Origin of the sequence: Acetobacter sp. P1H12_c (assembly GCF_018811975.1) — a bacterium.
GTDB lineage: Bacteria > Pseudomonadota > Alphaproteobacteria > Acetobacterales > Acetobacteraceae > Acetobacter > Acetobacter persici.
The window spans coordinates 1-1,046 of sequence record NZ_JACRVR010000094.1; the positions used below are offsets into that span (position 1 = coordinate 1).

Annotated in this window: 1 protein-coding gene; it reads left to right on the forward strand. The window is 58.6% G+C overall.

The window, feature by feature from the left end; translation table 11 throughout:
- Positions 1-83 precede the first annotated feature (83 nt).
- Positions 84-1,030, forward strand: a protein-coding gene (locus KP699_RS16240; protein ID WP_237954816.1) for an IS630 family transposase whose coding sequence is annotated in 2 segments (ribosomal slippage) — positions 84-429 and positions 429-1,030 — 948 coding nt in all. Because the reading frame shifts where the segments join, the coding sequence is not laid out codon by codon here.
- The last annotated feature ends 16 nt before the right edge of the window (positions 1,031-1,046 follow it).

A 1,046-nucleotide genomic window follows, 5' to 3' on the forward strand; every position in this document is an offset into this window, starting at 1 on the left:
TAGAGCAGTTCCACTGAATCCTGAATCGAGAGGTGACAGTGAAGGCGTCTTGTGATTCACCGTTTTTCCTGATGGAGAGGGTGATGGCACGAGCATTGAGTGATGATCTTCGGAAGCGGGTTCTGGAGGCTGGAGCTGCGGGAGCATCGGCCCGCTCGATTGCGGCGCGGTTTGGTGTTGGGATTTCGACGGCGATCCGCTGGTTGCGTCGGGAACGTGAGAGCGGCGAGCGGACGCCCCGTCGTCAGGGCAAACCGCGCGGATCACGGCTGGACGCGCATGAAGCGTTCATTGCTGGCATGATCGAAGCGCAGAAAGACATCACGCTTCACGAAATGATGGCGCGTCTGGAAAGCGAACGGGCCGTCGGGATCGGTCGCAGCATGCTCAGTCGCTGGTTGCGGCAACACGGATGGACATTCAAAAAAAGACCGCTCATGCACTGGAGCAGGAGCGTGAAGACGTCCTGAAGCGACGACAGGACTGGTTTGATCTCCAGCCTGACCTTGATCCGCAACGTCTGGTGTTCATTGACGAAACCAGCCTCTCCACGAAGATGGCCCGTCTGCGCGGGCGTGCCTTGCGCGGGGAACGTTGCCGCGCCGGTGTGCCGCACGGTCACTGGAAAACCACGACTTTCACCGGGGGGCTGCGTCTGACAGGCCTGACCGCGCCCTTCGTGCATGATGGTCCCATGAACGGCAGGATCTTTCAGGTTTATGTCGAACGGGTTCTCATCCCGACACTGAAGCCGGGCGATATCGTCGTGATGGACAATCTTCCGGCGCATAAGCTTCCAGCGGCACAGAAGGCCATTGAGCAGGCAGGGGCGGAACTGATGTTCCTTCCGCCATACAGCCCGGACTTCAATCCCATCGAAATGGCCTTCTCAAAACTCAAGGCCTTGCTGCGCGCCAAAGCTGAACGGACTGTCGGTGCTCTGTGGGATACCGTCGGCGCACTGCTTCCGGCTTTCACTCCCAGTCAATGCGCCAGTTTCTTTACAGCCTCTGGATATGAACCAGATTAAAGTGGAACCGCTCTAG